The 24,460-nt window shown below is 71.5% G+C and carries 24 protein-coding genes; 6 read left to right on the top strand and 18 right to left on the bottom strand.

What is annotated here, in order from left to right:
* Window position 1 precedes the first annotated feature (1 nt).
* The 3 genes from ACOACQ_RS16650 to ACOACQ_RS16640 form a co-directional block, all read right to left on the bottom strand.
* Window positions 2-667: a hypothetical protein gene (locus ACOACQ_RS16650; RefSeq protein WP_420288807.1), complete on the bottom strand. Its 666-nt coding sequence runs from the start codon at window positions 665-667 to the stop codon at window positions 2-4.
* Between the two features lie 31 nt (window positions 668-698).
* Window positions 699-1,895: an AAA family ATPase gene (locus ACOACQ_RS16645; RefSeq protein WP_378601332.1), complete on the bottom strand. Its 1,197-nt coding sequence runs from the start codon at window positions 1,893-1,895 to the stop codon at window positions 699-701.
* Between the two features lie 89 nt (window positions 1,896-1,984).
* Window positions 1,985-3,247: an LPXTG cell wall anchor domain-containing protein gene (locus tag ACOACQ_RS16640; RefSeq protein ID WP_378601334.1), complete on the bottom strand. Its 1,263-nt coding sequence runs from the start codon at window positions 3,245-3,247 to the stop codon at window positions 1,985-1,987.
* 145 nt (window positions 3,248-3,392) lie between these two features.
* Between ACOACQ_RS16640 and ACOACQ_RS16635 the strand changes: the two genes are divergently transcribed.
* The gene (locus ACOACQ_RS16635; RefSeq protein WP_378601336.1) at window positions 3,393-4,271 is read left to right on the top strand and encodes an Fpg/Nei family DNA glycosylase; all 879 of its coding nucleotides are present in this window, start codon (window positions 3,393-3,395) and stop codon (window positions 4,269-4,271) included.
* A gap of 15 nt (window positions 4,272-4,286) precedes the next feature.
* On the top strand, window positions 4,287-4,625 hold the full coding sequence (locus ACOACQ_RS16630; RefSeq protein WP_378601338.1) for a rhodanese-like domain-containing protein: 339 nt from the start codon (window positions 4,287-4,289) through the stop codon (window positions 4,623-4,625).
* Between the two features lie 6 nt (window positions 4,626-4,631).
* Here the strand turns inward: ACOACQ_RS16630 and ACOACQ_RS16625 are convergent, their stop codons facing one another.
* The 3 genes from ACOACQ_RS16625 to aat all read right to left on the bottom strand — a co-directional run bounded on the left by ACOACQ_RS16625 (window position 4,632) and on the right by aat (window position 6,596).
* Entirely contained in the window at window positions 4,632-5,240 is a 609-nt protein-coding gene (locus ACOACQ_RS16625; RefSeq protein WP_378601340.1) for a hypothetical protein, read from the bottom strand.
* 196 nt (window positions 5,241-5,436) lie between these two features.
* Window positions 5,437-5,871: a hypothetical protein gene (locus tag ACOACQ_RS16620; protein ID WP_378601343.1), complete on the bottom strand. Its 435-nt coding sequence runs from the start codon at window positions 5,869-5,871 to the stop codon at window positions 5,437-5,439.
* Window positions 5,868-6,596: a leucyl/phenylalanyl-tRNA--protein transferase gene (gene aat, locus ACOACQ_RS16615; protein WP_378601346.1), complete on the bottom strand. Its 729-nt coding sequence runs from the start codon at window positions 6,594-6,596 to the stop codon at window positions 5,868-5,870. Before aat ends, ACOACQ_RS16620 begins: the two co-directional genes overlap by 4 nt.
* A 65-nt stretch (window positions 6,597-6,661) precedes the next feature.
* Here aat and ACOACQ_RS16610 point away from each other — a divergent pair, with 65 nt between their 5' ends.
* A complete protein-coding gene (locus tag ACOACQ_RS16610) occupies window positions 6,662-7,360 on the top strand; it encodes an EcsC family protein (protein WP_378601349.1) in 699 nt (232 codons plus the stop codon).
* Here ACOACQ_RS16610 and ACOACQ_RS16605 read toward each other — a convergent pair.
* From ACOACQ_RS16605 to ACOACQ_RS16585, 5 genes are all read right to left on the bottom strand, one after another.
* Window positions 7,321-8,547: a hypothetical protein gene (locus ACOACQ_RS16605; RefSeq protein ID WP_378601351.1), complete on the bottom strand. Its 1,227-nt coding sequence runs from the start codon at window positions 8,545-8,547 to the stop codon at window positions 7,321-7,323. The genes ACOACQ_RS16610 and ACOACQ_RS16605 overlap by 40 nt on opposite strands.
* Window positions 8,548-8,689: 142 nt before the next feature.
* Window positions 8,690-9,841 carry a hypothetical protein gene (locus tag ACOACQ_RS16600; protein WP_378601353.1) on the bottom strand — a complete coding sequence of 384 codons (1,152 nt, stop codon included), beginning with the start codon at window positions 9,839-9,841 and terminating at the stop codon, window positions 8,690-8,692.
* A 108-nt stretch (window positions 9,842-9,949) separates the two neighbouring features.
* A complete protein-coding gene (locus ACOACQ_RS16595; RefSeq protein ID WP_378601517.1) occupies window positions 9,950-10,870 on the bottom strand; it encodes a hydroxymethylglutaryl-CoA lyase in 921 nt (306 codons plus the stop codon).
* An 11-nt stretch (window positions 10,871-10,881) separates the two neighbouring features.
* The gene (locus ACOACQ_RS16590) at window positions 10,882-12,729 is read right to left on the bottom strand and encodes an acetyl/propionyl/methylcrotonyl-CoA carboxylase subunit alpha (protein WP_378601355.1); all 1,848 of its coding nucleotides are present in this window, start codon (window positions 12,727-12,729) and stop codon (window positions 10,882-10,884) included.
* A 14-nt stretch (window positions 12,730-12,743) separates the two neighbouring features.
* A complete protein-coding gene (locus ACOACQ_RS16585; protein ID WP_420288806.1) occupies window positions 12,744-14,327 on the bottom strand; it encodes a carboxyl transferase domain-containing protein in 1,584 nt (527 codons plus the stop codon).
* A gap of 84 nt (window positions 14,328-14,411) precedes the next feature.
* Between ACOACQ_RS16585 and ACOACQ_RS16580 the strand changes: the two genes are divergently transcribed.
* Window positions 14,412-14,975, top strand: a complete 564-nt coding sequence (locus ACOACQ_RS16580) for a TetR/AcrR family transcriptional regulator (protein WP_420288805.1) — start codon at window positions 14,412-14,414, stop codon at window positions 14,973-14,975.
* 16 nt (window positions 14,976-14,991) lie between these two features.
* Here ACOACQ_RS16580 and ACOACQ_RS16575 read toward each other — a convergent pair whose 3' ends face one another.
* From ACOACQ_RS16575 to ACOACQ_RS16565, 3 genes are read right to left on the bottom strand one after another with little or no spacing between them, the layout of a single operon-like run.
* A complete protein-coding gene (locus tag ACOACQ_RS16575; protein ID WP_378601362.1) occupies window positions 14,992-15,837 on the bottom strand; it encodes a WXG100 family type VII secretion target in 846 nt (281 codons plus the stop codon).
* A complete protein-coding gene (locus tag ACOACQ_RS16570; RefSeq protein WP_378601365.1) occupies window positions 15,834-16,151 on the bottom strand; it encodes a hypothetical protein in 318 nt (105 codons plus the stop codon). Before ACOACQ_RS16570 ends, ACOACQ_RS16575 begins: the two co-directional genes overlap by 4 nt.
* Window positions 16,152-16,153: 2 nt before the next feature.
* A complete protein-coding gene (locus ACOACQ_RS16565; RefSeq protein ID WP_378601368.1) occupies window positions 16,154-16,732 on the bottom strand; it encodes a hypothetical protein in 579 nt (192 codons plus the stop codon).
* Between the two features lie 113 nt (window positions 16,733-16,845).
* Here ACOACQ_RS16565 and ACOACQ_RS16560 point away from each other — a divergent pair, with 113 nt between their 5' ends.
* Window positions 16,846-17,400, top strand: a complete 555-nt coding sequence (locus tag ACOACQ_RS16560) for a hypothetical protein (RefSeq protein ID WP_378601371.1) — start codon at window positions 16,846-16,848, stop codon at window positions 17,398-17,400.
* 12 nt (window positions 17,401-17,412) lie between these two features.
* On the opposite strand, the gene ACOACQ_RS16555 is transcribed toward ACOACQ_RS16560, so the two are convergent.
* Together ACOACQ_RS16555 and ACOACQ_RS16550 are read right to left on the bottom strand one after the other, a co-directional pair.
* Window positions 17,413-19,038 carry an acyl-CoA dehydrogenase family protein gene (locus tag ACOACQ_RS16555; RefSeq protein WP_378601374.1) on the bottom strand — a complete coding sequence of 542 codons (1,626 nt, stop codon included), beginning with the start codon at window positions 19,036-19,038 and terminating at the stop codon, window positions 17,413-17,415.
* Window positions 19,039-19,043: 5 nt separating this feature from the next.
* On the bottom strand, window positions 19,044-20,048 hold the full coding sequence (locus ACOACQ_RS16550; protein ID WP_378601379.1) for a crotonase/enoyl-CoA hydratase family protein: 1,005 nt from the start codon (window positions 20,046-20,048) through the stop codon (window positions 19,044-19,046).
* A gap of 75 nt (window positions 20,049-20,123) precedes the next feature.
* On the opposite strand from ACOACQ_RS16550, the gene ACOACQ_RS16545 reads away from it, so the two are divergent.
* Window positions 20,124-20,852: a PaaX family transcriptional regulator C-terminal domain-containing protein gene (locus tag ACOACQ_RS16545; RefSeq protein ID WP_378601382.1), complete on the top strand. Its 729-nt coding sequence runs from the start codon at window positions 20,124-20,126 to the stop codon at window positions 20,850-20,852.
* A 7-nt stretch (window positions 20,853-20,859) separates the two neighbouring features.
* Here ACOACQ_RS16545 and ACOACQ_RS16540 read toward each other — a convergent pair whose 3' ends face one another.
* Both ACOACQ_RS16540 and ACOACQ_RS16535 read right to left on the bottom strand, forming a co-directional pair.
* Window positions 20,860-21,567 (bottom strand): SWIM zinc finger family protein, encoded by a 708-nt coding sequence (locus ACOACQ_RS16540; protein WP_378601385.1) that lies wholly within the window; start codon window positions 21,565-21,567, stop codon window positions 20,860-20,862.
* Window positions 21,567-24,422, bottom strand: a complete 2,856-nt coding sequence (locus ACOACQ_RS16535; RefSeq protein ID WP_378601388.1) for a DEAD/DEAH box helicase — start codon at window positions 24,420-24,422, stop codon at window positions 21,567-21,569. Before ACOACQ_RS16535 ends, ACOACQ_RS16540 begins: the two co-directional genes overlap by 1 nt.
* Window positions 24,423-24,460 lie beyond the last annotated feature (38 nt).

Raw genomic sequence — 24,460 nt, 5'->3', positions numbered from 1 at the left:
CTCAGAGCTCGGCGATGATGCGGGCCCGGCTGGCGTCGTACTCGTCGCGGCTGACGAGGTCGCGGCGCAGCAGGTCGTCGAGCTCGGCGAGCCGCTCGCCGGCCGTGCGGGTGTCGCGCGGTGCGGCCGGCGTGGCAGGGGCCGCGGGCAGGGACGCAGGCAGGGACGTGACCGGTCCCGCCGAGGACCAGTCGAACTCCCAGTCCTGCGTCTCGGGGTCGATGAGGACGGGGATCTCGCCGACGTACAGCAGCGGCATCCGCATCGCAGGGATGATCTTCTTGGCTTCCACCTCGAACGGCGCGACGTCGTTGCCGTGGATCCGCAGCTTCAGTGACAGCAGCGGTTCGCCGTTGACCTCGACGCCCGTCTGCTCGAAGGACAGCACCTGCGCCTGGGCGGGGCGACCCTTCAGCTTCAGCCGGTACACCTTCATCTGCGACCGGTAGCGGGTGGTGCCGATCAGCAGGCCGAGGGCGAGGTCCAGGATCGTGATGCCGATGCCCGTCGGCAGCAACCAGCCGCTCCCGGGCTCGTCATCGATGGCCAGTCCCATGATCAGGAAGATCGGGCCGACGATGCCGCAGAGGAACATGAACAGCACGATCGGCACGTAGGCGCGGAGCACGGACGGGGGGCGCGGCGCTTCCTCGGGAGCGAGACTCACGGAGCCAGCGTAGGACTCGGCGGCGTGTTGGTCAGGCCTGCGACCGCAGGTACCGCCCGAAGTGCGGCACCGTGAACGCGATCCGGCCACGCTCGCCGGAGTAGATGAGCCCCTTCTTCAGCAACGAGTCGCGGGCCGGGGAGAGCGACTGCGGCTTCTTCCCGAGTACGACGGCCACGTCCGACGTCGCGACCGATCCGACCGGGTCGTCGGCCTCCTCGGTGGCGGCGTCGGCCATGGCGCGGAGGTAGTCGCGCTCGGCGGGGGTGGCGCGTTCGAAGCGGGAGCCGAAGAAGCCGACGGCCAGCTCGCGCTCGGCCTCGGGACTGGCGACAGCCACGTCTTCGGCGGTGATCGGGGTGCGGGGAGCGAGGTCCCAGACCGACCGGCCGTAGGCCTGGATGAAGTAGGGGTAGCCGCGGGTGGCGTCGTACATCGCCGACAGGGCCTCGGCCGTGAACCCGGCCTCCTCCTCGGACGCCGGCGCGACGAGCGCGCGGTCGGCGGCGTCGCGGGAGAGCCGGTCGATGCGCTGGTAGGAGAACAACCGCTCGGAGTAGGACTTGCTGGCCGACAGCACGGCCGGCAGGTGCGGCAGTCCCGCGCCGACCACGATGACGGGCAGGCCGTTCTGGCTCAGCTCGTGGCAGGCCGCGCACAGCGCGGAGATGTCGTCGGGGCCGAGGTCCTGCATCTCGTCGATGAAGATGCCGACGCCCTTGCCGACATCGGCCGCGAGCCCGCCGACGTCGGTGAGCAGCTCGACCAGGTCGATCTCGATGTCGCCGGAATCGGCCCGCCCACGCACCACCGGTGCATCGATCCCGGGACTCCAGCGGTCGCGCAGCTTGGCGTCGACACCGGCGTCACGCTGGGCGAACGAGCGGATCACGCCGAGCACGTGGTCGGCCTCGGAGGCCTCGGGATGTCCGAGCTCCCGCACCGCCTGGTGCAGCGCCGAGGACAGCGGGCGGCGCAGCGATTGGTCGGGCCGCGCCTCCAGCTTGCCGGTCCCCCAGCCCTTGCGGACCGCTGCCGACCGGAGCGCGTTGAGGAGCACCGTCTTGCCGACACCGCGCAGCCCGGTCAGCACCAGCGAGCGCTCGGGGCGACCGCGCGAGACCCGTTCCAGCACCACGTCGAACGCCGAGAGCTGCTCGTCCCGGCCGGCCAGCTCGGGGGGACGCTGGCCGGCGCCGGGGGCGTACGGGTTGCGGATCGGATCCATGATCCGACGCTATCGGGATCTCTAGCCTCAGCCTTAGATCCCGCTAGCGTGTCGGATCGATGCCCCGTCGATCCCGGTCGATCCGCAGGTCAGCTCTTGCGGTGACGGCCCCGGGAGAGGACGCCGACACCGGCGAGGACACTGCCTGCACCCAGCGCCAGCAGCCACGGCTCGACCACCGCTCCGGTGGCGGGCAGCACGGCGTCGGACTGCTCGACCAGGCCCAACACCTCACCGGGCACCTCGTCACCGAGGCCGTCGACCTCACCCAGGTCGTCGCCGGTGTCCACGACGTTCTCGATGTCTTCCCCGTCGTCGATGCCCTCGTCGGTCTCGTCCGGGTCGTCGGTCTCGTCGACGCAGTCCGCGGTGGCCGGGACCTCGGGGCTCACCAGGACCATCTCGGTCCACGCGGCAGCGGTCTCGACGTCCTGCGCAGCCGCGTCGACCACGGTCACGCCGGACCCGTCGACCTGCGACCAGCCGTCACCGGCGGGCGCGGTCGCGGAGGCAGCGTCCGTCTTCTCCACGCTCGGCGTACCGGCGCGCTCGGCACCCGTCGGGGCGTACCCGTCCGGCGCCGAGGCGGCCCAGATCTCCTCGGTGGCGGCGGGAGCGGTCTGCGTGAAGGCGCCCTTGACCCAGCCGGCACCGGCCGGCTCGTCACCATCGGCGAGCTCGGCCGTCTCGGTCGTCGTACTCGCGACCCGGGTCGAGGAGGTGGACGTCGATCCGGCCGGGCCGGCAGCACCGTCGGCGACCCAGGTGGTCTCCTCGTGGGAGAGCTCGGAGACGGCCGGTACGGCGGCCTGGTCGACGATCCACACGGTCGTGGTCACGGCCGGGGTCACCTCGACGTCGCGCGTCGCGCCGGTCGGCGACCAGCCCTTGCCGCCTTCGTCGGCGTTCCATCCGGCGACCTCCCACCGGGTGCGACCGCTCTGCTGGTGGACGAACTCGGCCTCCGTGCGGGTCACGGCCGGGGTGACGACCTGGGTCTCGTGGTGGCCGACCTCGGGGACCGCCGGCACGAAGGCCCGGTCGATCACGGTCCGGACCCAGGCCCGCTCGAGGGCGTCGACCTGGCGGCTCCACGACCAGGTGCCCCGGGCCGGGCTCACGGTCCGGGTGAACTCGAACTCGGTCGTCGGGACCGAGCGCTGCCACAACCACTCGACGTGGGTGACCTCGCCGATCGTGGTCACGACGGCCGGGTGGTCGACCTGCGCATAGACGGCGGGGATGGCGGGCAGGCCACAGGCTGCGTCCTCGGCGGCCTGGGCGGCGGACGGTGCGAAGCCGAGGACGGCGGCAGCAGCGAGGGAGAGCGGTGCGATCAGGCGCTTGTTCATGGGGGACCTCTGGTTCCTTGGGGGGTGGTTCGCGCCCGAGTGCGAATGACCGACCAACCGGGCCGAACCGGCCGGGTCACTGCGTCCGGCCACAATCAGGACCAAGGTCCCGGGTGCTGTCCGGACGGGGATCTAGGCTGGTGTCGTGCCCGAGCTGCCCGAAGTCGAGGCGCTGGCCCTGGACCTGAGGAGCCGGCTCGCGGGGCGCGCCATCACTCGCGTCCACATCGCCGCGTTCAGCGCCCTCAAGACCTACGACCCCCCGCTGGCCGCGATCGAGGGCGCCCTTGTCGACGACGTACGACGCCACGGCAAGTTCCTCGACATCGAAGCCAGCGGCCTGCATCTCGTGCTGCACCTGGCACGTGCCGGCTGGATCCGCTGGAAGGACGACGTCCCGCCGTTGCCGCCACGACCGAACGCGAAGTCGCCGCTCGCCGTCCGGGTGGTCCTGGACGAACAGGACGGCCAGACCCCCGGCCTCGACATCACCGAGGCCGGCACCAAGAAGTCCCTGGCCCTGTTCCTGGTGCGCGACCCGCTCGACGTCCCCCGCGTCGCGTCCCTCGGCCCGGACCCGCTCGACGACGAGTTCACCATCGAGCGACTGGCCGGGATCCTCAGGGACGCCGGGCGCAAGCAGCTCAAGGGAGTGCTGCGCCAGCAGGGCACCATCGCCGGCATCGGCAACGCCTACTCCGACGAGATCCTGCACGCCGCGCGGATGTCGCCGTTCAAGCCGGCCGACGGCCTGACCGACGACGAACTGGCGACGCTGTACGCCGCCGTCCGCACCACCCTCGGCGACGCAGTCGAACGCTCGCGGGGGTTGCACGCCAGCGAGCTGAAGGCCGAGAAGAAGTCGAACCTCGCCGTCCACGGCCAGACGGGCAAGCCGTGCCCGGTGTGCGGCGACATCGTCCGCGAGGTGTCCTTCGCCGACTCGAGCCTGCAGTACTGCGCGACGTGCCAGACGGGCGGGAAGCCACTCGCCGACCGACGGATGAGCCGGCTCTTGAAGTAGCGGGATACTGGAACCATGATCCCCTCAGTCGAGACCGATGGCGTGCCGCACCCGATCCCCGAGGGCCTCCTGGTCCTCGACGTCCGCGAGGACGACGAGTGGGCCGCCGGACACATCGAGGGTGCGGTGCACATCCCGCTCGGAGACCTGCCGACGCGTCTGGGCGAGTTCGTGGAGCTCGAGCCGGAGCAGACGCTCATCGTGTGCAAGGCCGGAGGCAGGTCCGCGCGGGCGGGCGCCTATCTCGGTCAGCAGGGGTACGACGTCGTGAACCTGATCGACGGGATGATCGGGTGGGAGCGGGCTGGCCGGGCCATGGTTGCGGACACCGGCCAGCCGCCCACCGTCATCTGACCAGGGTCACTGGGTCGGGACGCCCTCGGTGAGGTTCTCCAGCTCCTCCTGAAGGCTGGCGAGGTCCTCGGGCGACAGGTCCGTCGGGAGGTCCGACGGGAGGTCGGACGGGAGACCCGTCGGGCTCTCCTCGGTGCCCGGGTCGCTGCCCGCGCCGTCGTCCGAACCCTCGTCCGAGCTGTCCTCGGTGTCGGAGCAGGTCTCGTTCTCGTACTTGTTGTACGCCTCGACCTTGTCCTTCTCGTCGTCGGACAGGTCAGCCTCGAACGGGTCCTCGCCGTCCTCGGCCTCGAAGGCCTCCTTGAGGTCGTCGCCGTTGAGCTTCTTGACCGCGTCGAGCTGGATCTCGAAGCCCTCGCGCTCCTCGTCCGAGATGTCCTCGGGGGTGCCGACCTCTTCGATCTTCTCGGCGCTCTCCTTGATCAGGTCGGCCGCCTTGTCGTAGTCCTTGTCGGTGATCGCCTTGCCGAACTCCTCGCTGCCGGCGTCTCCGACCGCCTTGCAGTAGTCCTCCTTGGAGGCGTCGGCGGGAGCACCGCCACCACATGCAGTGAGCGAGAGGGCAAGCAGGACAGCGGCACCTGCGGCAGCCACGGGGCGCTTGATCGAGGTCATCAGGGTGATTCCTTTCCTGGAGTCACGGGTCACCGAGCTGTGCCCGCGGACAGGGCAGCGGCTGTGAGCCAACTGCCCACCACACCCTGCCCTGTCAGTCTCAGACTATTCACAGGAAAGGAAAACGGCAGATGGCCGGTGGTTGGCCGGCCATCTGCGAGGGTGCTGCGAAGGGTGCTGCGCGCGGTTCAGGAGCTCACTCGGCGACCTGGTCGGCACATTCCTTCTGGGCGTACACGAAGAACTTCTCGACCTTCTTGTTGTCGTCGTCCGAGACGCCGGGCAGGTTGTCCTCGCCGCCCTTGTCGCCGAACTCCTTCTCGGCCTCGTCGTAGTCGAGGTCGGTCACGACGTCGACCACGATCTCGAAGCCCTCACGCTCGTCGTCGCTGATCTTCTCGGGCGTGCCGATCTCCCCCAGGTCCTCGTAGGCGGCCTGGATGTCCTTCCACTCGTCCTTCGTCGGCTCCTCGCCGGCCAGGTCGCTGGACTTCGTCACGACGTCCGTGATGCCGTCACAGAAGTCCTTCGAGGAGGCGTCGGTCGGGTAGCCGCCGCCGCAGGCCGTGAGGGAGAGGGCGAGGAGGACACCGGCACCGAGGGTGCCCAGCGGGCGCTTGATGGAAGTCATGGCGCGAACATGTCAGGCCACGCCACGTTGAGCAACCCCTCGAGCCTTCCGACGTACGACGCCCGGGAGATCTCGCGCACGCCGAGGCCCTGCAGGTGCGGAGTGGCCCACTGGACGTCGATCAGGCGTTCACCCGCCGCACCGGCCGGATCGGCGGCCAGCCCCTCGACCAGTCCCATCAGCGCCACCTTCGACGCGTCGGTCTCGTGGTGGAACATCGACTCGCCGGCGAACAGGCCGCCGACCGCGACGCCGTACAGGCCCCCGACGAGGCGGCCGTCGCGCCACGTCTCGACGGAGTGGGCCCAGCCGAGCCGGTGCAGGGCGCCGTAGGCCCGGGCGATGCGGTCGTTGATCCAGCCGTGGGGTCGACGCGGGTCGGCGCAGGCCGCGACGACGTCGTCGAAGGCGGTGTCGACGCGGATCTCGAAGTGGCGCGCCGAGCGGCGCATCGACCGCGAGACGCGCAGGCCGTCGAGCGGGAGGACACCGCGCCGGGCCGGGCTCCACCAGCCGACACTGCGGCCCTCGGGCATCGGGAACAGACCGGTCCGATAGGCGGCGAGCAGGGTGCCGGGCTCCAGGTCGGCCCCCATTCCGACGAGGTCGCTGGCGTCGGCAGATCCGTCGTCGTCGTACCCGTCGACCGGGCCCTGGGCGGGGAGCGCCGCCAGGTCCGCGCGACTCGGGAACTCCCACGGGGTCGGCGGCGGTTCGACGGGCACGCGTGTCACCCTACGAGCCCGTGCGGCCCGACGGCGGAGCGATGCACCCCCACTAGGATCGAACCATGGCATCCGGTCTCAAGAAGGGTCTCGCTGTCGAGGCAGCGCGGAGGGTCGCGCCCAGGATCACCCACATGGCACCGGGACTGACCCAGTCGTTCGTCCGCGAGGCGCTGAACCGCGCGATCGCCGGCGCCGGACCACTGCCTCCCGCAGCCCAGGCCGCCGAGACCCAGCTGCGCGAGCAGGACGGGAACGTCGACAAGGCGATCCGCGAGCTGATCCAGAACCACGTCGCGTACGCCGGCGTCGAAGGCCTGACCACCAACCTCGGCGGCCTCATCACCGCCACGATCGTGGCCCCGGCCAGCATCGCCGGACTCGCCCTCATCCAGTGCCGGATGGTCGCGGGCATTGCCCACCTGCGCGGCTACGACCTCGCCGACCCGCGCGTGCGCAACGCGATCCTGGTGGCGATCCTCGGTGACGACACCGTGGTCAAGATGGTCAAGGCGAAGAAGCTGCCGGCCCCGCCGATGGCGATCGCGACCGCGCCCCACCACGACCCCGAGCTCGACCGCACCGTGTCCTCGGCGCTGGCCACCGAGATGATCACGCGCGTGATCGGCAAGCGGATGGCGACCACGATCGGCAAGCGGGTGCCGGTCGTCGGCGGCGCCGTCGGTGCCGCCACCGATGGCTGGAGCACCTGGAAGGTCGGGCGCTACGCCAGCCGGGAGTTCCTGCCCCGCACCGTCCGGTAGGCCCCGAGGACCTTGCTGCCGCTGCGGCTGCTCTCGAGCCGCTGCACGGTGCGCTCCATCGAGCGCCGCGTCCTGGAGACCCGCGCCTCGGCCAGCTCGCGCTGCAGGTCGTCGATCTCACCGCGGAGCCGGTCGAGCTCGTTCTCCCGCTGGACCGACTCGACCAGCAGCGTGCGCAGCGCGTCCACCGCCGCACTGGCGACCTGGCGCTCGGAGGGCCGGTCCGGGTCGGACCACTTCTCGGCCTTCGGTCGGGTGCCCCGCAGGTCGGCGAGGTCCCCCACGACGTCGTACTTCTTGTCGGCGAGCTCGGCGATCCATTCCTCGGTGAGCTCGGCGATCCAGTCGAACTGGTCCGGGGGCAGGGCCAGTCGCGGCGAATCGGTGCGGGCCGACAGGGTCCGGTGGGCGAGCAGCTCGCGGACCAGGTAGCGGTAGTGGTGGGCCCGCAGGTCGCCTGCTGCCGCCCGGTTGATGCGTCGGACCAGTGCCGTCTCGGGCACGCCGAGGCTGACGTTGGCGCGGTCCGCGCCGAGGTCGATGTCCAGGTCGTCGAGGCCGAAGGTGGCGCTGAAGCGCTGCCACAGCACCTCCGGTGCCCCACCCGGACGCGGCACGGTGACGATGTGGATCCGCTCGGGCGGGATCGTCGCGCCCCACCGGGCGAGGATGTCGGGGATCTCCTGGACGCCCCAGAACCACGACCCGACGCGGTCGCTGCGCTCAGGATCACGGATCAGCTCGAGGAAGCGGGCGAACCGGAACTTCGCGCGGTGCTTGATGTTCTCCTGCCACTCGGCCGGGATCTGGCGCACCAGGTCGCGGGCCGAGACGATCAGGTGCACCTCGGCGCCGCTGCCGTCGGGCTCGTGGCCGAGCGAGGACAACGCCCGCTCGACCTGGGTACGCGAAGCGGTGGCGAGGATCTCGTGGCTGATGATCGAGATGCCGTCGTGGTCGCGCACGTTCTCGGCCAGCCGGTCCCACGCGCCGACGGCCTCCTGCTCGAGCCCGCCCCAGGGCAGACGCATCAGGTCCAGTGCGGCCAGGAAGTGGGCGTCGAAGCGGTCGGCCGGGTAGTTCACGCCCTGCTCGAGGAGCCGTTCGCGGTTCTGGAACAGCACCTCCTGGAGGTACGACGTCCCCGTCTTGGGCGTCCCGACGTGGAGGAGGACCCGGCGACTCATTTCGGGGTCCCTGCGACGTTGTCGTTCGGAGGAGCCGCTTGGGGTCCCCGCGCGGCTTTGCATCGGAGGAGCGAAGCGGGGGAGAGCAAAGGCGCGTGGGGTGAAGCGGAGCGGAGGAGGACGAGAACGTCGTGGGGTGAGTTCACGATGCCTCCTTCACGGGCGGGCGCACAGGATCGATCAGCAGGTCCAGCGCGAGCGCCAGGACCTCGGCGGCGACGGGCTCGACGGAGTCGTGCAGGAGGGGACCCGGCAGCAGTCGGTCGAGATCGCCGAGCACAGGGTAGCCAGCAGCGGCCATCTCGTGATGGGTGCGTTCGGCCTGTGTCGCGAGCCAGGTCTCCCACACGGCCGGCACCGTCAACGCCGGTCCGCCGCGGCCGTCGAGCCGGTCGGCCAGGGCCGCGCGGAGCAGGCGTGGACGTGCTTCGGACGGGACCAGTCCGCCGAGGGGCTGGCCGACACGACGGACCAGGTCGACGCCGTTCGCGCCGAGCCGGGGCGGCTCGGGGACCGACGGGACGCCGAGCTCGGCAGCCAGCGCGGAGGGGTCGAGGACGATCCGGACCTGTTCGGCGCCGTACCGCTGCGTGGCGGCGTTGGCCATCCGTGGCAGGTCGGCCCGCGGAGGCAACCGGCCGGCGGTCGCGAAGATCTCCACGAACTCCGGCCAGGTCGGACCACCCTGGTCGAACGCGCGAGCGGTCCAGGCGTCGGCGACCACGGTGCCGAGGTCGTCGGCGAGGAGGTACGCCGTGGCGCCGCGCCCGCCGGGGCGCCGGCCCTGCGCGGCCAGGGCGGCACTCATCGCGCGGGCCCGCCACGGGACCCCGACGATCACGAAGGGCGTGTCCTGCGGGCGGCGCGCGTCACGAACCCGGTCGACGAGACCGCGTCGCTGCGGCGGGGCCTCCTCGATGGCGGCGATGTCGTCGGCGATCAGTCCGGCCGCGACACGGAGGAACTCGTGCTCGGGCAGCGTGTCCGGGTCGACCGGTCGCGGCCCGAACCGCTGCGGCTCACCGTCGCCGGCGACGGGCAGGTCACCGCGGCCGCGGCCGGTGACGCCCGCGGCCAGGATCCGGTCGGCAGTGGCGCGCGGAAGCTTCCGGCCGGCCGCCTCGGCAGCCAGGTTCGCGCGGCGCAACAGGCCGAGCTGCTGGGCTCCCGGCAGGTACGCCGCGAAGGGGTCGGCCTCGCCGGGGTCCGTCGTGTTCAGCCAGTCCTGCCACGGCGTGGTGCTCCCGTTGCGCAGCGCAGCGGCCCACCCCCAGGCGCGCCGTTGACCACTCATGGTCCAACCGTAGCGCTGGCTCAAGCGGTCCCAACAAGCCGGCAGCGCGGCGAGAAGCGTCGGCGGCAGCTTGCTGCCTCCACTGCGCTGGAGACGCGCTCGGCCATTTCAGAGGAGCGCCCGTACGACGGCGGACGGGCTCGGACGCCCCAATTGCTGGGCCATCCAGCCACTGGTCTGCACGACGGCGTCGAGATCGACGCCGTGCTCGATGCCGAGACCGGTGAGGAACCAGACCAGGTCCTCGGTGGCGAGGTTGCCCGTCGCGCTCTTGGCATACGGGCACCCGCCGAGGCCACCAGCGCTGGCGTCGTACGTCGTCACGCCGGCCTGGAGGCCCGCGTGCACGTTGGTGAGTGCCTGGCCGTAGGTGTCGTGGAAGTGCAGGGCGAGCCGGTCGGGGTCGACGCCCGCGTCGGTGAACGCGTTGACGAGCGTGCGGACGTGACCGGCCGTGGCGACACCGATCGTGTCCCCGAGGCTGAGCTGGCCGACCCCGAGGTCCAGCAGGCGCTGGCCCACGGCGACGACCTGTTCCACCGGAACTGCGCCCTCCCACGGGTCGCCGAAGCACATCGAGACGTAGCCGCGGACGTCCATCCCGGACGCGAGGGCACGGCCGATGGTGGGGTCGAACATCTCGAACTGGGTCTCGAGCGTGCGGTTGAGGTTCTTCTGCGCGAACGTCTCGGTGGCCGAGGCGAAGACGGCGACATGGCGGAGCCCGAGCTCGACGGCGCGGTCGAGGCCGCGCTCGTTGGGGACCAGGACGGGGAGCTGCAGGGCAGCGTCACCGAGCTCGGCCTTCAGCCCGGTCATCAGGTCGGCCGCGTCAGCGAGCTGGGGCACCCACTTGGGGTGGACGAAGCTGGTCGCCTCGACGATCGGCAGGCCAGCTGCGAGCAGGCGCTGCACGAACGCCGCCTTCACCTCCGTCGGCACGATCGCCTTCTCGTTCTGCAGGCCGTCGCGCGGGCCGACCTCGTAGATGGTGACCTTCGGCGGCAGGCCGGGTTCGTGGACCACCATCGGGAGGGCGGTCACGAAACCTCCTCCGGGTCGACCACGAACAGGACCGCACCCAGGGCCACCTGCTGACCGGTCGCCGCAGCGACGCTGGCCACCGTGCCGTCGTACGGCGCCTTGAGCGCGAGCTCCATCTTCATCGCCTCGATGACACCGAGCACGGTGCCCTCGGTGACGCGCTCCCCCGCGGCGACCCGGACGTCGAGGACGGTGCCGGGCATCGGGGAGAGGATGGTGCCGTCACTGGCCGCGGCGCCGTGGTCGGTCGTCGCGTCGGGACGGACGAACACGTAGCGCTGGCCGTGGTGCGCGAGCTCGACGCCATGGAGGTCCACACGGGCGACGGTCCCCTCCGGAACCCGGGCGACGGGCGTCGCCCGTTCGTCGAACTCAACCATCGGAGTCGCCGGTGCGGCGCCCATGCGGAAGCCGTCGCCGGCGAACGGGCCGGCGGACGCACTGTGTGCGTCGAGCCACAGCCGGGCGGCGATCTCGCGCGCCGGCGTCGGGTCCGGGCGCGGCACTTCGTGGCGGTCGAGCCACGCGGTGTCGATCCCGCCGGGCTCGGCGAACTCCGGGCTGTCCGCCAGCGCCCGCAGGAACCCGGTGTTGGTGGTCAGGCCGAGGACCGCGGTGTCGTCGAGCGCTGCGACGAGGCGACGGCGAGCCGCCTCCCGGTCCTTGCCCCGGACGATCACCTTGCCCAGCATCGGGTCGTAGGACGTACTGACGACCTGCCCGGACTCGAGGGCGTGGTCGACGCGGGCCGCAGTGGGCCAGTGCACCGTCGTCGCCGTACCGGCCTGCGGCAGGAAGCCGCCGAACGCGTCCTCGGCGTAGATCCGGGCCTCCAGCGCATGGTCGCCGAAGGCGACCCCTGCCTGGTCGAACGGCAGCGGCTCCCCGGCCGCTACGGCCAGCTGGAGGGCGACGAGGTCGGTGCCGCTGTGGATCTCGGTCACCGGGTGCTCGACCTGGAGGCGCGTGTTCATCTCGAGGAAGTAGAAGTCGCCCGTGGACGCGTCGAGCAGGAACTCGATGGTGCCGGCATTGCTGTAGGAGACCGCGGCCGAGAGGGCGACGGCCGCGTCGTGGATGCGGGCACGCAGCTCGTCGGCGAGCGCCGGCGCGGGCGCCTCCTCGATGACCTTCTGGTGCCGGCGCTGCACGGAGCACTCGCGGGTGCCGAGGTGGACCACGTGGCCGTGCGCGTCGCCGAGCACCTGGACCTCGATGTGGCGGCCGCGCTCGACGTACTTCTCGATGATCATCGTGTCGTCACCGAACGCGCTGGCGGCTTCGCGCTTCGCAGCGGCGATGGCGGGCTCGAGCTCGGCGGCCGAGCGGACGACGCGCATTCCCTTGCCGCCACCACCGGCAGCGGCCTTGACCAGCACGGGGTAGGGGTCTCGAGACGGTTGCTGAGCAACCTCCTCGACCAGCGAACCGTTCGCGTCCAGCACGAACGACGGCACGACCGGGACACCGGCCGCGACCGCGAGGTCGCGGGCCGCGTCCTTGCGGCCCATCTGCTCGATGACGGTCGGGGACGGGCCGACCCAGGCGATGCCCGTGTCGGTGACGGCGCGGGCGAACCCGGCGTTCTCGGACAGGAAGCCGTAGCCGGGGTGGATCGCGTCGGCGCCGGCCTCCTTCGCGGCCGCCAGGACGGCGTCGGCGTCGAGGTAGCTCGGGATCCGGATCGCGACATCGGCATCGCGCACGTGCAGGGCGGTGACGTCGACGTCGGTGTGGATCGCGACGGTGCGGATGCCGAGGTCCTTGCAGGTGCGGAACACGCGGCGGGCGATCTCGCCGCGGTTGGCGACCAGGACGGTGCTGATCACTGTGCCCATCTTCATGTCGGTCATCGTCATCACATCCGGAAGATGCCGTAGTTGGGCGCGGGCGTCGGCACGGCCGAGGTGATGTCGAGCGCCATGCCGAGGACGCGTCGGGTGTCGGCGGGGTCGATCACGCCGTCGTCCCAGAGCCGCGCGGTGGCGTAGTACGGCGAACCCTGGAGCTCGAACTGGTCGCGGATCGGCTGCTTGAACGCGTCGACGTCGGGGTCGTCCTCGCGCCCGGCGACGGTCGCCAGCACGCCGGCGGCCTGCTCGCCGCCCATCACCGAGATCCGGGAGTTGGGCCACATCCACAGGAAGCGCGGGTCGTAGGCGCGCCCGCACATGCCGTAGTTGCCGGCGCCGAACGAGCCGCCGATCACGACGGTGAACTTCGGGACGACCGAGCAGGCGACCGCGGTGACGAGCTTGGCGCCGTCGCGGGCGATGCCGCGGTTCTCGTACTCGCGACCGACCATGAAGCCGGAGATGTTCTGCAGGAACAGCAGCGGGATGCCGCGCTGGTTGCAGAGCTCCACGAAGTGCGCGCCCTTGAGGGCCGACTCGCTGAACAGGATGCCGTTGTTGGCGACGATCCCGACCCGGTGCCCGTGGATGCGGGCGAAGCCGCAGACCAGCGTCTCGCCGTACAGCTGCTTGAACTCCGCCAGGCGGCTGCCGTCGACGAGGCGACGGATCACCTCGCGGACGTCGTACGGCGTCCGGGTGCTGCTCGGGACGACGTCGTACAGGCTCTCCGGCGGCTCGAGCGGGTCCTCGACCGGCTCGAGGTCGGTCGGCGTCGTGGGGTTCGGCAGCGTGCTGACGATGCCGCGGAGAATCTGGAGCGCATGGGCGTCGTCGTCGGCCAGGTGGTCCACGACCCCGCTCTTGCGGGCGTGCACGTCGCCGCCACCGAGGTCCTCGGCCGTGACGATCTCGCCGGTCGCGGCCTTCACCAGCGGCGGGCCGCCGAGGAAGATCGTGCCCTGGTTCTTCACGATCACGGTCTCATCCGACATCGCCGGGACGTAGGCGCCACCGGCGGTGCACGAACCCATCACCGCAGCCAGCTGCGGGATGCCGCGGGCCGACATGTTGGCCTGGTTGAAGAAGATCCGCCCGAAGTGCTCGCGGTCGGGGAAGACCTCGTCCTGCTTGGGCAGGAAGGCGCCGCCGGAGTCGACGAGGTAGAGGCAGGGCAGGTTGTTCTCGGCGGCGACCGCCTGCGCACGCAGGTGCTTCTTCACCGAGATCGGGTAGTAGGTGCCGCCCTTGACGGTGGCGTCGTTGGCGATGACGAGGGCGTTGCGGCCCTGCACGCGGCCGACGCCGGCAACCATGCCGGCCGAGGGAACGGCGTAGTCGTCACCGTCCTTGCCGTACATGCCGAAGCCGGCCAGCGGGGCGATCTCCAGGAACGGGCTCCCCGGGTCGAGGAGGCCATCGACGCGGTCCCGCGCGAGGAGCTTGCCGCGATCGGTGTGCTTGGTGCGGGCCGCTTCGCTGCCGCCGAGGCGGACGCGGGCCAGCCGCTCGCGCAGCTCGGCGGTCAGCTCCCCGAGGGTGGGGTCACTGCTGGAGGTCTCGGACACGAGTCCGAGGTTAACGATCATTAACCTCGGATGTAAAGCCCTCTGCCGCCCGTCGGGATGCAGGACGACCGATGAACCTGCGGGGATGACCACTAGCCTGCGGACATGAGCGAGATCAGTCGGCGGGAGCAGATCCTGGCCACCGCGGCCGATCTCTTCGCTGCCCGCGGCTTCCACGGCGTCTCCGTCGCCGACCTCGGCGCCGCCTGCGGCATCTCCGGTCCAGCGCTCTACAAGCACTTCACGTCCAAGCAGGCGATGCTCGCCGAGATGCTCACCTCGATCAGCGAGCGACTGCTCGACGTCGGCCGCGAGCGGGTCGACGCGGGCCGCGGGGACGCCGCCGCGGCCCTGCGCGGGCTGGTCGACTGGCACGTCGAATTCGCGACGTCGCACCGCCCGCTCATCGTCGTACAGGACCGGGACTGGGAGTCGCTGCCCGAGGACGCGCGGGAGCAGGTACGACGCCTCCAGCGCTCCTACATCAACCTGTGGGCCGACCAGCTGCAGACCCTGCGGCCCGAGCTGGGCCGCCCGGCCGCGCACGCCGCAGCCCAGGCCGCCTTCGGCCTGCTCAACTCCACGCCGCGCGCCGGCCACGACATCCCGGACGACGAGCTGCGGAAGCTGCTGGGGTCGATGGCGCTGGCGGCACTCGGCGTTTCGTAGGACCAGTCCTGGGGGGTCAGTCCTTCTCGGTGTACCCGCCCGAGTCGCTGATGTCGCCGATCTCGCGACCGCTGATCGTGGGCCAGTCGTTGTTGGCGTCCAGGCCGTCGAGACCGGAGTTGAGTGTGGTCCACATGCTCAGCTTCACCGTGACGTTCTCGTCGAAGTAGCCCTCGAGCGTGTTGGCGTAGCCGATCGTCGCGGTGAGCGCCTTGCCGATCACCTTGATCGCGGGGCCGGCGTCGAAGGTGACCCACTGGCCCGCGTCGGTGCCGTCCTTGATGCCGTCGAGCACGGTGTCGACGACGTCGAGGAGCACGTCGATGCAGTCGCGCCAGGTCTTGCGGATCTGGAGCGCACCCTCGGCACACGCCGTGGCCGCCGACTTCAGGCCGAGGTCCACGCCGTTGATGGCGGCGACCTGCTCCTTGACCACGGCGTCGTACGACGTGAACGCGTCGCCCGACCAGCTGTTGGCCAACCGGGCAGTGATGTCGTTGACGACGCGCTTCTCGTCGCGGATCCGGCCGGCCGCGGTGATGTAGGCCTGGTTCATCTGCATCAGCACCCACGGGTCGCCGGTGATGTCGGAGACCGTGTCCCAGAGGTCCTCGCAGAACTTCTCGAAGTCGTCCCACAGCTTCTCGATCTCGTCCTCGAGGTTGCCCTTGGCCCACTCGTAGGCGGCCTTGAGACCGGGGCTGACGACCCAGGCCCACCGGCTGTCGAGACCCTTGGCGATGATCGAGTCGTTCCAGGTGTCGATGACCTTCTGGACGCCCTCCTCGATCTTCTTCTGGATGTCCTCGAGCTTGAGCTCGGTGTCATCGGTGTAGTCGGAGTAGTAGTCGTACTCGGTCATGCCGGTGTCCCGTCGAGCTTGTGGAACTGGTCCTTGACGTCCAGGTCGGTGGCGCCGAAGTCCTTGGCGACGTCACGCAGGGCGGTGCCCACGTCGTTCATCACCTTCTGTCCGGCGAGGAGCGCATCCGCCATGGCGGCGATGAACGTGTCGTGCTGGGCGGGAATGCCCGCCCGGTCGGCGTACCAGCCGAACTTCGAGCCGTTCGACTCGTAGCCGACGATGTCGGAGTAGGCGTTGTGGAGCTCGAGGCCGATGCCGTCCCAGCCGGCAGCGGCATCGACGAGGGCCTTGAGGCTGGCCTTCATGACCATGATCAGTCTCCTAGCGAGTAGCGGGTTGCCTGCAGGATCGCGAGCTCGAGGTGCTCGGAGCGCGCGCCGCCGAGCCAGTCCGCGTCCACCTGGATCTCGGCGAGGTCACCGCGCGCCGAGCGCTGCACGGTGAGGAAGCCGTTGTCGGAGTGCCCTGCTGCGGGCCAGCGACGTGGCGCGGGACGAGCCCCGCGCGCCGCGCGACGCTCGCGCGACGCCGCACGGGTGACGATCTCCGGGCCGCGGTTGCGGACCTTGAGCCCGCCCCCGCCGGCCAGCGAGCGGTCGGCGCGGGCGATCCACTCGTCGGCCTGCCCGTTGAGCTGGAGAACGGCGTACAACCGCTCGCCGTCCGCGGCGAAGAAGGCCTCGGACAGTGCGGTCTCGAAGGGCTCCGGGTGGCGGAGACCGCCGATGTCGAGCACCTGCACGTCGATGACGCGCTTGGCGGCGTCGACCGTGACGGTCAGCGTCTGCGCGCGGTTCGTTCCGGAGGTGGGCGCAACCTCGACGAAGGCATCCGGCCGGTCCTGGGCAAGGACCTGCAGAAGACGCTCGCCGGCGGGATCCAGGTGGGTCATGTCGTTCCTCGGTCGTGGGCGATGGTGACGGACTCCGCCTGCCCGAACTCACCCACGGCAAACCTGTCGTGTTTCGGCCAGACGGCTCGTGGCAGGCTCAGGAGGTGACGTCGATGCGTGTTCTCGTGTGCGCCCTGCTGCTCCTCGGACCCCTGGCCTCGGGCTGTTCGAAGGAGGACGACCCGGCCCCGGCAGTCGAGCCGGCCGCCCTGCCGGAGAACCTCTGCGACGTCGTACCCGCCCACCTGCGGGAGCAGTGGGGGCTCGCCGAGAAGACGCACGACACCTCGGCCCTGATCAACGCGACGACGGCTGGTTGCGCCTTCACGGGTCGCTACCTCGGGTCCCCCCTGACCCTGCTCCTGCAGCTGACCTCGTTCGGGGGCGAGGACCGCAAGGGTGCCCGGTCCGAGATGACGAACCAGCTGGACCTGGCGTGCGCCGACCTCTCCCTCGCCGCGAGCGCGTCGGCGGAGCTGACGACCGACGACAACGGCTGCAGCCTCCGCGAGCCCACCGGTGACGTCGCACAGGTCGCGCGCTCGATCCCCGCCTCAGGGGTCGCCGAGGTCGCGGTCGTCTACGACGGGGAGAACCCGTCAGCCGTGGCTGCCGAGACCCAGCGGCTCATCGAGACCCTGACCAGCGACCCGGCCGAGCTGCAGTAACGGGCCCCTCGCTCAGGATCCGGGCGCCGCCCGCTCCAGGATCGGGGCGAGGTCGAGGCCGGCGGGCAGGGTGCCGAAGGCGCTGCCCCAGTCGCGCGACAGCCGGCTCGCGCAGAACGCGTCCGAGACCGCGGACGGTGCGTGCCGCAGCAGCAGGCCTGCCTGGAACACCACCGCGATCTGCTCGACGATCCGACGGGCGCGCAGCTCGATGTCATCGAAGCTGGTGAGCTCCTTCTTGAGCGACGACACGGCGTCGTCGTACCGCGGGTCGGCACCGGCGGCCAGGTCGGCCTCGGTGAAGAACGCGTCCAGGGCCAGCGGCTCGCGGCCGATCGCGCGCAGCGCGTCGAGCGCGGCGACGTTGCCCGAGCCCTCCCAGATGGAGAGCAGCGGGAGCTCGCGGTAGATGCGGGCCAGGTCGAAGTCCTCGATGTAGCCGTTGCCACCGAGGCATTCGAGCGCCTCGCCGGCGACGGCCGGGCCACGCTTGCAGACGTAGTACTTCGTCGCGGCGAGCGCGAGCCGGCGCAACGCGGCCTCCCCCTCGTCGCCCCGGATCGCGCGGTCGTTGGCGCCGGCCAGCCGCATCATCGCGGTCGTCGCTGCCTCGGACTCGAGGGCGAGATCGGCCAGCACGTTGCGCATCAGCGGCTGGTCGATCAGGTGCTTGCCGAACGCGGAGCGGTGCTGCGCGTGGTGGGTGGCCTGGACGAGAGCCGCCCGCATGCCCGAGGCGCTCCCGATCACGCAGTCGAGGCGGGTCATGTTGACCATCTCGACGATGGTCTTGACGCCCTTGCCCTCCTCGCCGACCAGCCAGCCGACGGCGTTGTCGTACTCGATCTCCGACGACGCGTTGGACTTGTTGCCGAGCTTGTCCTTGAGCCGCAGGAAGCGGATCGGGTTGGCCTCGCCACCCGGCAGCACCCGCGGGAGCAGGAAGCAGGAGAGCCCGCCGGGCGCCTGGGCGAGGGTCAGGAACATGTCGGACATCGGCGCCGACGTGAACCACTTGTGCCCGACGATCCGGTAGGTGCCGTCCGGCTGCGCGACCGCGGTGGTCGTGTTGGCGCGGACGTCGGAGCCGCCCTGCTTCTCGGTCATCGACATGCCCGCGATCAGGCCGGTCTTGGTCTCCGGGTCGCGCAGGCCGAAGTCGTAGGAGCGGTTGGTGAGCAGCGGCTCGAACCGGGCCGCGAGCTCCGGGTTCGCACGCAGGGCCGGGACGACGGCGTACGTCATCGAGATGGGGCACCCGTGGCCGGCGTCGACGTTCCAGGCGTAGAACTTCGCGGCGCGGGCGACGTGGGCACCCGCCCGGTCGTCGGCCCACGGAGCCGCGTGGATGCCGTGGGAGACGGCGGTCTCCATCAACCGGTGGTACGACGGCACGTACTCGACCTCGTCGATGCGATGGCCGTAGCGGTCGTGGGTGAGCAGGCGTGGCGGGACGCGCTCCGCGAGCCGGCCCCAGTCGCGGGCCTCGGCGGTGCCGGCCAGCCGGCCGACCTCGTGGATCTCCTCGAGCGCCCAGCCGGCGCCCTCGCGCTCGATGCCCTCGAGGAGGGCCGGGTCGGCAGCGGTGTCGTGCCCGACGAGCGGGGGGACCTGGTTGAAGACTTCGTGCGTGCTCATCTGGATCATCCCTTGTTCGTCGAAGGTCCGAAGTCGTCGTACGGCGCCGCGTCCCGCTCGCGGACGGCCTGCCGGAAACCGGCCTCGGCGGCCCGTTGCTGGAAGGCGTAGCCCTCGCGGGTGTGGCGCGAGACGCCGTCGAAGACGGTGCTGATCATGCGGCTGTTCTCGACGCCCTGGGCGAGCAGTGCGGAGTTCAGGGCCAGCTTCACCATCATCAGCTGGTTGAGCGGCATTGCGGCGATCCGCTGGACCAGGTTCTCGGTGCGTTCCTCGAGGTCCTCGGGTTCGGGGGCCTCGATGGCGAGGCCCCACTCCGCGGCTTCACGACCGGAGAGGCAGTCACCGGTGAACAGCAGGCGCTTGGCGCGCTGGTCGCCGAGGCGGTGGGCCCACAGCCCGGCCGACGGGACTCCCCAGACCCGGGTGGGCGGGTAACCGATCTTGGCGTCCGCCGCGATCACGATCTGGTCGCAGTGCAGCGCGATGTCGGTGCCGCCCGCCACGCAGAAGCCGTGGATGCTCGCGACGGTCGGCTTGTTCGCGTGGAGCAGGCTCGCGAAGCCCCGCGTGAAGCGGCTCATCATGGCGTAGTCGACCATCGGGTCCCACGTCCCCGCAGGGTCGTGGTTGTGCATCTGGACGGTCGGGTCGAGCACGGTGCCTTCCTGCGGGGCCGAGCCCACCATCCCTCCGTCGAGGATCCGCTCGGCCGAGGCGGCCAGGTCGTAGCCGCCGCAGAAGCCCTTGCCGCGCCCGCTCAGCACGATCACGTGCACGCGCGGGTCGAGGTCGGCGCGCTCGACGGCGTCCGCGAGCTCGACAGGCGTGTCCGGGGTGATCGAGTTGCCCTGCTCGGGGCGATTGAAGACCAGGCGCGCCACCCGGCCGTCGACCTCGTAGGTGAGCGTCCGGTACGACGGCCCGTCCTCACGCGGCGCAGGAGCGTCGCGGTAGGGCGACCCGGGTCCGTCGTACGCGGAGCGGCGCCAGCCGGCCTCATCGGTCATGCCGTCCACGTTACAACCGCACGAACAACTGTGTCCATACTTGTAACAGACACGGGCCCGTGGGAGGGTGACGACGTGCCTCCCGATCCCACGTCGCTGCCGCACCTGTCGGCACGGTCGGTGCTGCTCAGCCTGCTGCTCGGCTCGCACCCGGACCGGATGAGTCCCTCAGCACTGGTCCGCGCGGGCGAACACTTCGACATCCCGGCCTCGACCGTGCGGGTCGCGCTGACCCGTGCGGTGGCGGCCGGCGACCTGCGTCGGGCCGACGGCGACTACGCCCTCGGCAAGCGACTGGCCCGGCGCCAGCAGCACCAGGACGAGGCCGTCCTCGACGCCGAGATCGAGTGGGACGGCACGTGGGAGATGGCCGTCGTGGTCGTGTCCGGCCGCTCCGGACCCGAGCGTGCCGCCCTGCGCGACCTGTTGACCGCGCATCGCCTCTCCGAGGTCCGCGAGGGCGTCTGGACGCGCCCGGCCAACCTGAGCCGACCGCGCGGGTACGCCGACGACGTCGTCCTCACCACCTTCTCCGCTCGACCCGACGGCGACCCGGCGAACCTCGCCGCAGACCTGTGGGACCTGACCGGCTGGGCGAAGGACGGGCGCACCCTGTTGCGGATGCTGGCCCGGGCCGCCGCTCCGGCAGCGCGGCTGGCAGTGGCGGCAGCCCTGGTGCGGCACCTCGCCAGCGACCCGCTGCTCCCGGCCGAGCTGCTGCCCCGCAACTGGCCGGCGGACGAGATGCGCCAGACGTACGCCGCCTACCAGTCGGAGCTGCGCGTCCTCGCGCTGCCTGAGTGAGCTGGTCTCAGACGAGGCCTTCGGGCAGGTCCTCGCCGGACTCGAACAGCTCGAGCGCCCGCTGGGCCCGCATCGCGGCATCCACCACGATCTCGACGTCGTCGGCGAGCTCGGCCGTCGGTCGCTCCTCGACCGAACCGCCGCGTGCGGGGTCGCGTGCGTCGCGCTCGGTGTCGCGCTCGTGCAGCTCGGACAGCAGGGACTCGCGATCCAGGCCGCGCAGCGCGAACAGCACCAGCGGATCGGCGTCGACGAGCCACCCGACCTGCAACAGCACCGCCAGCGCGTGGGCACACGGGTCGAGGTAGTGCGGGCACGTGCAGGTCGCGGAGAACTCGCCGCCGTACGGCAGCAGCTCGACGCCCACCTCCTCGACGTGCTCGACGAAGTCGTGCGGCAGGTTGCCCGCGAGCAGCTCGGCGATCCGGCCGGACTCCGCCGCCACCACGTCGACCAGCGCGCGGCGCGCGCCCGCTTCCAGCGTGGGTACGACGACCTCGACCGTCCACGCGTCGTCGCCGGCCCGGACCGCGGCCAGCAGGGTGCCCGCGTCGACGCTGATGCCGCCGACGTCACCGCGGCGCGCGCTGGCCCGGCCGGGGCGCAGCTCGGCGTCGGAGTAGGCAGCCTCCTCGACAGCCCGCTGCCACGCCTTGCCCCACCACGACCGCACCCCGCGCCGGGGCAGCGTCTGTCGGACGAAGGTCGTGCGCATCAGTCGTCCCGCTCGTCGGCGGACAGCAGGGCCTCGCGGCGCTGCTCCTTCCGCAAGGTCACGAGGTCGCGGAGCTCCTCGTTGTCGAGCTCGGTCAGCGCCGCGTCGCCGCGGGCGAGCACGGCGTCGGCGAGGTGGCGCTTGCGGTCGAGCAGGGCCGCGACGCGCTCCTCGATGGTGCCGCGGGTGACCATCCGGTGCACCTGGACCGGCTTGGTCTGGCCGATCCGGTAGGCCCGGTCGGTGGCCTGGTCCTCGACGGCCGGGTTCCACCAGCGGTCGACGTGGATGACGTGGTCGGCTCGGGTGAGGTTGAGGCCAGTGCCGCCGGCCTTGAGCGAGAGCAGGAACACCGGGACGCCCTGCTCGTCCCCCCACTGACCGCCCTGGAACCGGCGGACCATCGCCTCGCGCGCGCTGACCGGCGTGCCGCCGTGGAGGAACTGGTGCGGGACTCCGGCAGCGGTGAGGTGCTGCTCGATCAGCCGGGCCATGGCGACGTACTGCGTGAAGATGAGGACGGCACCGTCCTCGGCGAGGACCGTGGCGACGAGCTCGTCGAGCAGCTCGAACTTCTCCGACCGGCCCGCCAGGCGGGCGCCGGCACCCTGCTTGAGGAACTGGGCCGGATGGTTGCAGATCTGCTTGAGGCCGGTGAGCAGGGCGAGCACCAGCCCACGGCGGGTCTCCTCGTCGGCGCGCTCGATCCGCTCCATCGAGTCCTTCACGAAGGCTTCGTAGAGGACGACCTGCTCGCGGGTCAGTCCGAGCAGGTGGTCGGTCTCGGTCTTCGGCGGCAGCTCCGGCGCGATCCCGGGGTCGGACTTGCGGCGCCGCAGCAGGAACGGGCCGATCAGGTCGGCGAACTGGCGCGCCTTCGTCGGCTCCGCGCCCGACTCGATCGGTGCCGCCCACACACGCCGGAACGCCTGGCGGCTCCCGAGCAGGCCGGGGACGCACCAGTCGAGGATCGACCAGAGCTCGGTGAGGTCGTTCTCGACGGGCGTGCCGGTCAGCGCGACGCGGGCCCGGCTCGGCACCTGGCGCAGTGCGCGGGCGGTCGAGGTGCGCGAGTTCTTCACGTGCTGGGCCTCGTCCGCGACGACCAGGTCCCAGTCGATCGCGGCCAGGGTCGCCGGGTCGCTACGCAGCGTGCCGTACGTCGTCAGCACGAACCCGCCCGTCTCCCCCAGGCCCTCCAGGGACCGCGCTCCCCCGTGGAACCGTCGTACGGCCAGGCCGGGCGCAAACCGCTGGATCTCGCTCTCCCAGTTGCCGAGCAGGCTGGCCGGACACACGACGAGCGTCGGGCCGCCGCCGGAGGCGCCGCTCTGGAGGCGGTGCAGGTGCAGGGAGATCAGGGTGATCGTCTTGCCGAGGCCCATGTCGTCGGCGAGGCAGGCGCCCAGGCCCAGGCCGGTCAGGTCGGCGAGCCAGGTCAGCCCGTGGCGCTGGTAGTCACGCAGGGTCGCGTCGAGGCCCTCGGGCGCGGCCAGGGGGTCGCGGGTGGCCGCCGCCAGCACCTGCTCGCGCACCTTGAGCAGCGAGGCGCCGACGATCACCTGCGCGGTCGCGGGCTCGGCATCCTGGGTGGCCGTGCCCTCGGTGGCGGGCAGGTCGGTGACGCCGGTGAGCGCGGCGGCCAGCGCCTGGGCGCCGGTGGCCTTGCGGATCAGCCGCTTGCGGGCACGTTGCGCGGTCGTCGGGTCGACCACCGTCCACGCCCCGCGGAGCTTGATGATCGGGCTCGCCGCAGCGGCCAGCTCCGCCATCTCGTCCTCGGTGAGCGGGTCGCCGTGCAGGGCGATCTGCCACGAGAACGAGAACAGCCCCTCGGTCGAGAACGGGCTGTCCTGCAGGGGCAGCTCGGGGTTGCGCTCAGCCTTGCCCCGCTTCTCTGCAGCGCCCGGACGGCGGTCGAGCACGGCACGCGCGGTCAGCTCGGGGCCGAGGGCGCGCGGCCAGTGGACGTCGACGCGGGCGTTGCGCAGCGGCCCGACGTGCTCGAGCAGGCTCGAGATCTCGTCGCCATCGAGCGTGAGCTGGTCGGGCACCGACAGGGCGAGCAGCCGGTCGAGCGTCGGCCAGACGTCGGCCGCCGCCCGGAGCGCGATGCTCGCGTGGATCCGCGCCCGGGCACCGAAGCCGTGCTCGGCAGCACCGGTGGTCCACAGCAGTGCGGCGTCGGCGACGTGCAGCGGATCGCGTTCGTCGTGGACCTGCAGGACCACCCGGACCGCCCCTGCAACGAGCTCCTCCTCGGCCGCCTCGACCCGCAACGAGATCCGCACCAGCTCGGGCAGCGGACGTCCGTCGTCGTCCAGTCCCGCCTCGGCGTTGGCGGTCCGCTGGCGTGCCGTGCGCTCGGCCAGGCGTTGCCGCACCCGCTCGGCAAAGGCCTCCGGTTCGCGCGGCGCGGTCTCGCCGGAGGTCGATCGGACCCGCACCGCGGGCGCCGCGCGCGGCATCGTGTCGGCGACGGCGTCGAGCACCTGGCGCACGAGTCCGACGGCGTCGGCAGGCGGCAGGTCGTCGTACGACCGGGCCTCGGCGAGGCGTCGTACGGCGTCGTGGTCGCGTTCGTCGAGGCCGTCCACCCGCCACCCGGTGGCTCCCTCGGGAGCCGGAGCGACCTTCCCTGCGGCGACGAAGCGCAGCGCGAGCAGGGCCGCGCCGCTCAGCAGGGCGACGCTGGGATGGGCGTCGTCGCGCGTGTGCGCCCGACTGAGCACGGGCAGAGCGGCGTTGACCGGGAGCGCGATGGTGCGGGCACCGGGGACCTTGTCGGTGAACTCGATCGTCGGTGGGTCGCCGGCCCGGAATGTCGCCGGGCCGGTGACGGGAACGAAGCTCACCGGAGCGACAGTAATCCCCGGCCCCGACACGTGGACGG

This window comes from Nocardioides sp. CPCC 206347 (assembly GCF_048654605.1).
Classification (GTDB): domain Bacteria; phylum Actinomycetota; class Actinomycetes; order Propionibacteriales; family Nocardioidaceae; genus Nocardioides.
Note: the sequence above shows the minus strand (reverse complement) of the source record. Positions and strands in the feature narration are given on the sequence as shown.